At 39.1% G+C, this 8255-nt stretch carries 6 protein-coding genes; 2 read left to right on the top strand and 4 right to left on the bottom strand.

All coding sequences use genetic code 11. The features are described from left to right. Positions 1-210: 210 nt before the first annotated feature. From IQ276_RS29370 to IQ276_RS29360, 3 genes are all read right to left on the bottom strand, one after another. On the bottom strand, positions 211-483 hold the full coding sequence (locus IQ276_RS29370; protein WP_193917043.1) for a hypothetical protein: 273 nt from the start codon (positions 481-483) through the stop codon (positions 211-213). Between the two features lie 678 nt (positions 484-1161). Then, entirely contained in the window at positions 1162-2079 is a 918-nt protein-coding gene (locus IQ276_RS29365) for a DUF928 domain-containing protein (RefSeq protein WP_235116073.1), read from the bottom strand. A 368-nt stretch (positions 2080-2447) separates the two neighbouring features. Further along, entirely contained in the window at positions 2448-3296 is an 849-nt protein-coding gene (locus tag IQ276_RS29360; protein WP_193924222.1) for a GNAT family N-acetyltransferase, read from the bottom strand. Positions 3297-3774: 478 nt separating this feature from the next. On the opposite strand from IQ276_RS29360, the gene devC reads away from it, so the two are divergent. Together devC and IQ276_RS40795 are read left to right on the top strand one after the other, a co-directional pair. Further along, entirely contained in the window at positions 3775-4941 is a 1167-nt protein-coding gene (gene devC / locus IQ276_RS29355) for an ABC transporter permease DevC (protein WP_193924225.1), read from the top strand. A gap of 124 nt (positions 4942-5065) precedes the next feature. Beyond that, a complete protein-coding gene (locus tag IQ276_RS40795; protein ID WP_309245617.1) occupies positions 5066-6541 on the top strand; it encodes a cyclic nucleotide-binding domain-containing protein in 1476 nt (491 codons plus the stop codon). 328 nt (positions 6542-6869) lie between these two features. Here IQ276_RS40795 and IQ276_RS29340 read toward each other — a convergent pair whose 3' ends face one another. Further along, positions 6870-8024 (bottom strand): HlyD family efflux transporter periplasmic adaptor subunit, encoded by a 1155-nt coding sequence (locus IQ276_RS29340; protein ID WP_235116072.1) that lies wholly within the window; start codon positions 8022-8024, stop codon positions 6870-6872. Positions 8025-8255: the final 231 nt, after the last annotated feature.

The raw sequence follows: 8255 nt of genomic DNA, 5'->3' as shown, positions 1-8255 counted from the left end.
TAGCCTCTATATCCTTATTAAAAGTATGCTCTTTGATAATTAAAATTACCTAACTCAACTTTTGTTAAGAGTGGGTTGATATAAGTACAACTAGGCATCCAAGTTATTCAGCTTTTTTGGGAATTTAAACTTTTTGAGGATCGTTACTGATTTTTGTGCTGAGTAGATTTTTCAGCTTCAGTTTTAGCTTCTATTGTAATGGGTAAATATTTATTTGTTGGGTAAAAATTTACGGTTTTCCTTTGGCAAGGTTTTTGTATAAATGCATTTGAGAACCCCTTCAATTCCATATCCTACTACAGTATTCCCTGCAACCTGAAAAAGACTGTTTGGGGTTATAGCTCCTACAATGCCAAGCGGTACTCCCCGATCTGTGAGAGTAGTTGCAACTGTGGCAGAACTATTTTCTGATGCGATCGCTAAAATCACCATAGTTCCGCTAGGAAGATTCAGTTCACTAAGTTTTCTAATGATTCCTTCCATTATTGTAGTTACCTACAATCCTTACGTTCTGATTCAAACACTCTTGATGCTACAACAACTTATGGTTATTTGATAGCTTCTTGCTTATAATTCAGTACAAAAAAAACTATTATGTAGCTTAAATTACAGATTTTTTACAAAATTCAGCATCAATATCCCCTGAATTATTCAGGGTGCGGGTTACTTAGATAACCAGAACCAGCCAAATGGATTAGAACAAGATTTCTCACGAAGAATACAGTCCAAAGAAATTTCACATGTCTTTATCTTTCGTAATATAGTTTTGCTTCTTCAGAATCATTCACTTAGTTACAAACTTGACATTATCTAGAGACAGTATAACTTAGTCTCATTCACTACCATTTACAGGCGTTGTCCAATTAACTGAAGGCATACCTTAACCTCAGTTATGAGTATGTATCAAAATTTCTTTGCCTTTGTTTTTTGAGAATATAATGCTGTGCCCCTACCGCGTGGTAAGTAAGTCGGCGTAAATAATTATCGTTGGGATAAGGCAGGGAGCAGGGGGCAGGGAGCAGGGGGAGAAAGAGTTTGAGCCTTATTTACTTTTCTTTACACAGTTTGGTTTTATTGCACCGACTTACCTAACATAAAAACCTTGTAAGGTAAAAAAACCCGGCTTTGATATCAAAGCCGGGTTTTTAAGTAATCGTTAATTTATCTCTGGGCAGTACAACAGGGCAATAGAGGTTTGTTTACAACTTCTTTAATGTCTACAGAATTTAACAAATCTTCCCAATATTTCTGGACTTCGGGATCGTTAGGACGCTGGGCGCGTAAATTAGCTAAAGTTCTGAGAGAGTCTTCCCAAAATCCAGCTGTGGCAAACAAAACTGCACGTTCCAAGTCTGTGTTTGGTTGTTTGAGTTGAAGGGATAGATTTTCATCTCGCGATCGCACTATTTTACCTACTGTATATGAAGCTTTATCTCGGTTGCGAAGATCGCAAATCATTAAAAAAGTCCAATTATATTCTTTACCGATTTGTAGAGATGCTTTATCAGCAGGTACAGTTACGCTAACAATACCATTCTGTCCAACAGGTTTGAAAGTTTCTTTATACAATGGGTCAATGCTCTCATCATCCTGCAAAACAAATTCTAGTGCTTCTACTTTTGTAGAAGTTTGAGGAATGTAGAAATAGAATGTAGGATGTTCTGCTGTGGTTAGTTGAGCTTCTTTATCTGTGGGTGTCAAAGGAATCAGAGATTGTCCAGTTTCAAAGCAACTTCCCCGTGTTCCTGCTGACCTGACTCTACCAGGTTTACCAGGGACAAAGGCAATACGATTTCTGCCACGTTGAATATAACCTGTAACATTTCTAATTGCAGCAGTAGCATACTTATCTCCAGGACGTAGGCGTTGTGCTTGCTGAAAATATCCTAAAGCTTTTCGATAATTTCTTCGTTTGGTTTCACTATAACCAAGTTGCATATATTGGGTATAAGTAGCTCTGGCTTGTGCCAGTTGGTAAATTGACTCTGTTGCTAAAACCTGAGTCATACTTGGAGGTTCTAGGGGTATAAATGCTAAAGCCGCAAGCAGATAACTTGCCCAAAATCTATGTTTCATCATGTCCATGTCCACTTGTAGTACATTTTTGCGGTTTATATAATACACTAGCTTAAGCTTGACAGTGACAAGGCTTTATGTGTGCTACTTTGTGGTCAGGCTAAAGTAGCTTTGTGAGTTAATTTTAGATTTTAAATTGCTCAGAATTCCGAACCCAGAAGTCAGAATTAATCAGATTTTAGAGTAAAGTAACGATTTTGTGGTTGAAGCCAGGAATTTCAGACTAAAATTGCCTCTTGGGCTGATTGATGCTGAAATTTACCTTTGTGAAAATCAGCATAGCGTTCTATAGCCAATATTTGCGAGAATATCTTCTTTATTTAGGCGATCGCTCTACCACCAATCTCAATTTTACAAGTGTTCAGGATCATTTAACCTAGTTCCAAAGTAGTAACACCAAAAATATTGTGCCAATCAATATTGGTTGGCTCTTCTGTGTACATTCGTACACATTCAAATATAGAATTCATTTGATATTTTTCAAATAAAAGAATAGCGGCTTTATTAATATTAGGAACATCTACATAAATAGGACTTCCTTCTGCATAAGTCACTAGGGCTAAAAATAATTTTTCTGCTATGTTTTGATTTTCCGCAAATAGAGGGGCAATTTTAAAGCCATCCGTAGCTTTTCTAATCACTCCATAACCTACCAAATCACCATCGTTGATGATAGCGTAACCTTGCCCATGAGGTTGATTAATCCATGTCGAAAGAAAATGAGGACGATAACTAGGAAAATATCGCTCATCATAACGACAAAGTTGCTCAAAATCAATAGTTTTTAAATCCCTCACATCTGGCAAGATTTTTCCGGTAATTATCCCTTGATAACGGAGATGAGAATGAGCAGGTTTAAAACCAAATTTTTGATAATTATTAACTTGTTGTAAGACAGCATCTAAAGCAGCAGGTTGATTAGAAATTAACTTCAATGCTTCAAGCCATGTTTTTAAACCAAATCCCTTTTTCCGTTCTTCGGGTTTAACAATATAAATCCCAATAAAATTAAATTTATGACTATATCGCACTACAGAAATACAACTAATAGCTTGACCGTTTAATTCTCCAATTAAAAAACCGCCAGGATCGGCAATATAAAAATTATCAACATCATCAATACCAGGATTCCACCCCTCTGAAGCTGCCCAGCTTAAGGCAATTTTTAGATCATCTTTGGTCATGGGACGAACTCGAAAATTGTCTTCTGTGATAGTCATTTTTTTAGCTCCTGTTTACTAGCAACGGATAATGCAACCTCTTCAATCGTTTCTTCTGTGAGATCGAGAAACATTAACGATTGTAACAAATTTAGCCTTTTATCTGCGATCGCTGTATCTCCCCTAGCCGCTTCATCCTCTACAATTGCAGAAGCATAAACGCCATAAAGATTGCTGAATTCAGAATTCTGACTTCTGTTTTAATCATTCTGGATTCTGACTTCTGACTCCTGAATTCTTACCTAAAAACTAGTCTTTAGAACTGATGCACTGTGCAAATTAACTATAGCAATCCTAAATAATTTATCAGAAAATTCAGCCCCCGGCTAACGCTGTCTCATGTCAGTAGCACAAAGTAGCATTTTTAATAATTATCGTGAGGAAAATACTGTCGGCAAGCCATCGCTTCATCATTGCAAACTAGATAAAGTTCGGATGTGGCAAATAAATGTAATCAATTGGAATTTAAAGATTATACATGAATTCTTTTGGCAGAATCCCCTTAGCTTGGTTGCAACTAACTCGCTATAAGCTGCGGCTGGTGGTAGCGATTGTCGGAATTGCTTTTGCGGTAATTCTGATATTTATGCAATTGGCTTTTTTAGATTCCCTCTACGACAGCCAAACAGCCTTACACAGTCGGCTGGTGGGTGATTTGATTTTAATTAATCCGGAAATGAAGACTTTGGCTAACACCAGAGAATTTCCTCGGCAATATTTGTATCGCACGCTTAATTTTGGCGAAGTTGACTCTGTTAACTATGTGTACCACGGACAGCATTCTTTCAAGTATGGCAATGTCAGTGCAGGTAAAGGAATTATTCTCTTGGGCATCAACCCAGATAATTGTCCATTTGAAATTCCCAATTTTGATCGAGTTGCCCATTTATTGAGAACTAGGGGTGTGATTTTATTCGATCGCAACTCTAACTTAAAAGAATATGGCAATATCTTAAACGATTTGGAGTCAGGAAAATCAGTTGCAGCAGAAATCGGCGATCTGAAAGTTTGGATTAGCGGCTTAGTCAATTTTGCTGGTGCTTCCTTTGCCGATGATGGTAATGTGATTACCAGCAGTACGACTTTTAATTATTTGTTACCGATACGTTCTGCAAACAATATTAACATTGGGTTGATCAAGCTTAAACCTGGTGTAAATCGCAAAGCGATCGCCAAAAAAATCAGCACTCAACTTCCTGCGAGTGTTCAAGTGATGACGCGTCAAGAATTTATTGATTATGAAAAACATTATTGGGCTACCAGCGCTCCCATTGGATTTGTATTTAGTACGGGAGTTTTCGTTGGTTTCCTAGTAGGAGTAATTATTGTTTATCAAATTCTATATGGCGAAGTCTCCGATCATTTACCAGATTACGCAGTTCTCAAAGCCAGAGGCTATAAACATCGTTATTTTTTAAACGTTTTGTTTCAGGAAGCACTCATTTTAGCAGTATTAGGTTACATTCCTGGGCTAATCGTTTCTGTAGGATTGTATGAAATTGTTAAAAATGCAACTGCTTTACCCATGCACATGACATTTCCCAGAGCCTCATTGGTACTTCTACTAACAATTATTATGTGCTTTACATCCGGTACTATTACTATGAATAAGTTAAAAGATGCCAATCCAGCAGACTTGTTTTGAACTGGGGAATGGGGAGTGGGGAGTGGGGAGTGGGGAGTGGGGAGTGGGGGAGTGGGGGAGATGAGGGAGATGAGGGGGATGAGGGGGATGGGGGAAATAACTAATGCCCAATGACAAATGACAAATGACAAATTCCCAAACAATTATTTCCATCGAAAATCTCAATTACTTTTTTGGAGAAGGCGAACTCCAAAAGCAAGTTTTATCTGACATTAATCTAGAAGTTAAAGCCAAAGAATTTGTGATTTTGACCGGGCCTTCAGGTTCAGGAAAAAGCACATTGCTGAGTTTAATTGGTTGCTTACGTTCTGTTAAAAAGGGAAGTCTTAAGATTTTGGGACAAGAACTCAATGGTTCTAACAGAGAGCAATTAGTCCAAATGCGTCGGAATTTTGGTTATATTACCCAATCAAGTAATTTGTTGGATTTCTTAACAGTCCAGCAGAATATTCAGATGTCATTGGAATTGCAACCAAATTTCTCACCTAAAGAAGCCCGTGCAAAAACAGCATCTATATTGGAGGCTGTTGGATTAGCTGATAAGCTCAACGCCTATCCAGGAAATCTTTCTGGGGGACAGAAGCAACGAGTGGCCATAGCCAGTGCTTTGGTAACTCAACCCAAGTTAGTACTTGCCGATGAACCTACAGCATCTCTGGATAAGACAGCAGGACGGAATGTAGTGGCGTTAATGCATCGTTTAGCCAAAGAACATAATAGTGCTGTTCTCATGGTTACTCATGATAATCGCATACTTGATTTGGCAGATCGAATTGTTAATGTTGAAGATGGCAAATTGGGTTTAGCTTTAAATCAAGAACTTTCGCTGGTATTACCTGGTTTTGATGAAGCCTTGCTAGAAAAAGTAGCCACTAAACCAATCGTTTTGACTTACCAATCAGAGGAAGTAATTGTTCGCCAAGGTGAGCCAGCCACTAAATTTTATATTCTTCTAGAAGGTGAAGTCGAAATTCTCCAAGAATTTCCTGATGAACTGCCTCGTCTTTTAAATCATCTCAGTCGTGGGGATTATTTTGGCGAAGTGGGTTTGCTTCGAGACGGGAAACGGACAGCAACAGTACGCGTTACTAGAAATTCAGAAGTCAAAGTGATGGTGATTGAGGAAGAACTTTTCCGGCTTTTCCTTAGCAATTCTGAATTAACAAAAGCTGACATTGTGCGCCGCTTGCATCAACGTGTAATGACAATTCATCTCTCAAATGCATTACCCAACGTCGATCCATCCGAGATTGTCGCAGTTGCCACCCAAGCAAAGGTAATTAGATATGGAGCTAATTCTATCATCGTTCAACAAGGTGAAGTAGCCGATAAATTCTACTTAATATTAGAAGGAGAAGTTGAAGCATTGGTTGGCGATCGCCATGATGAATTCACATCGTGTACTCTCCAATCAGGGGAATACTTTGGTAATGCACAGTTAGTTAATGGAGAAAATTATCCCTTTACAGTTCGAGCCGGACTTAGTGAGGTGGAAATGATGATAATCGATCGAGAAAGTTTCTGTAGTTTGATTTTCAAATCGAATACAAATCAGGAAACTGTTGCTTCTGTACTTCGTCAACGATTGATGAATTTTTGACTATCGATGTTTTCCAGGAAAGACTCAAGGTTGAAAGCGGAGGTTTTGGAGCGATCGCACTTGGGCAATGGTTTCAAAGTCGCGATCGTTGTGAATCAAAAGTAAATTATTTTCCAATGCTGCTTGAGCAATACAGCAATCTATTGGACTGCGAACACTAAGCCCTTAGCGGCGTCAGTCATAGTAGATTCGCGCTGCCGCTTGCCAAGAATGAATTGTGAGTTCAACATAATTTTGTGTTTCGAGGTAAGTAGAGAGGAGAGTCCATTCTTGCTCTATCGACTCATGAATCCTTGTCCTCCTCTCTTAGCTTCTCTTGCCAATTGGTTTAACGAATTTGAATTGATGCTCTTACCTGTAGCTTATTTAAAGTTCTCACTCGATCGCTGTCATTGGGATGGAGACGAATTTTCACTTTCACAATTCTGACATCTGCTCTGGCAGAGGGGTCATCATTTACAATTCCCGGTTTGTCAATTTGCAATCCAATGCGATCGACAATTCCTTTAATTTCCCCTGTGAATCCTCCATACTCGCTGACAATGATTGCTGGCTGATTTACCTTAATATATTGAATATCGCTTTCGTAAACTTCAGCCATCACATACATCTGTTGTGTCTGACCAATGTCAACAATACCGCTACTACCAACAACTTCACCGACTTTGGCGTTGACACTTAAGATTTGCCCTGCTACTGGTGCTTGCACATAGGTAGATTCCATGTCAACTTTTGCTTTTCGTAATTGAGACAACGACTCATTTAACTCTGCTTTAGCTACGAGAATATCCGTTGGGTTCACATGCTTGACACTTTGCAGAGTTGCTTGAGACTCTTTAACACGTTCTGAGCCTGTACTAATTTGTTGGCTGAGGTTTGCTGTTGCTTCCTGTAATTTTTGTTTCTCAATCTCTACTTGCAAACGTTTGGTTTCTGTGTCCGCTGCGGAAACAGCCCCTTCTTGCGAGAGAGCTTTATACCGTTGATAATCATTTTCGGCTTTGCGTACTTCTACTTGCTGACGGGCAATAACTGTTTTCTGAACCTTTATGCCCTCAAATAACTGAGCTTCCATTTCTGCAACTTTCTGGCGTTGGGCTTCAATTTGGCCAAACTCTTCACCAGCCAGGACTTGAGCTAAACGCGATCGCCCCACAATGACTTTGGCTCTAGCATTTTCCACAATGGCTCGATACTGGTTAAAGTTGTCCATAATCGCTATGACTTGGCCGACTTTAACGCGATCGCCTTCTTTGACGCGCAGTTGTGCCAAACGCTGGTTAGATGCTGGAGCAGATAGGTGAATGATATCTCCTTCGGGTTCCAAACGCCCCAAAGCTGTTACATGACTTATAGTCTGTTGATTACTTGAGATTTCCTGAAGGGTGTTTTGGTTAGTGCCCAAAGATCCACGTGAATTAACACCAAAAATAGTAAAAACACCAACAACACCAATAGATAAAAGCAAAGCGATCGCTTTCATGTTAAGTATAGATTTAGCTTGCCCAGGTACTTATTTTGCCCATTATTTTTTACAAGTTAAATATCTTCGGTGCAAAATATTGATTGAAAGCGTAGGGCTAGCCTTTTCAAGGTGGAATGCGGTAACCACCATAAAACTGACGTGCGCCTAGTAAATATACTCAAACCCAGTCTCCAGGTAGATAAACGCTCTAGGGGTGCGATCGCGCCAGCTAAATATTCCTGAATAACT

Source organism: Desmonostoc muscorum LEGE 12446 (assembly GCF_015207005.2).
Lineage (GTDB): Bacteria > Cyanobacteriota > Cyanobacteriia > Cyanobacteriales > Nostocaceae > Nostoc > Nostoc muscorum.
The sequence above is the reverse complement of the archived record's forward strand: the minus strand, read 5'-3'. Positions and strand labels throughout refer to the sequence as shown.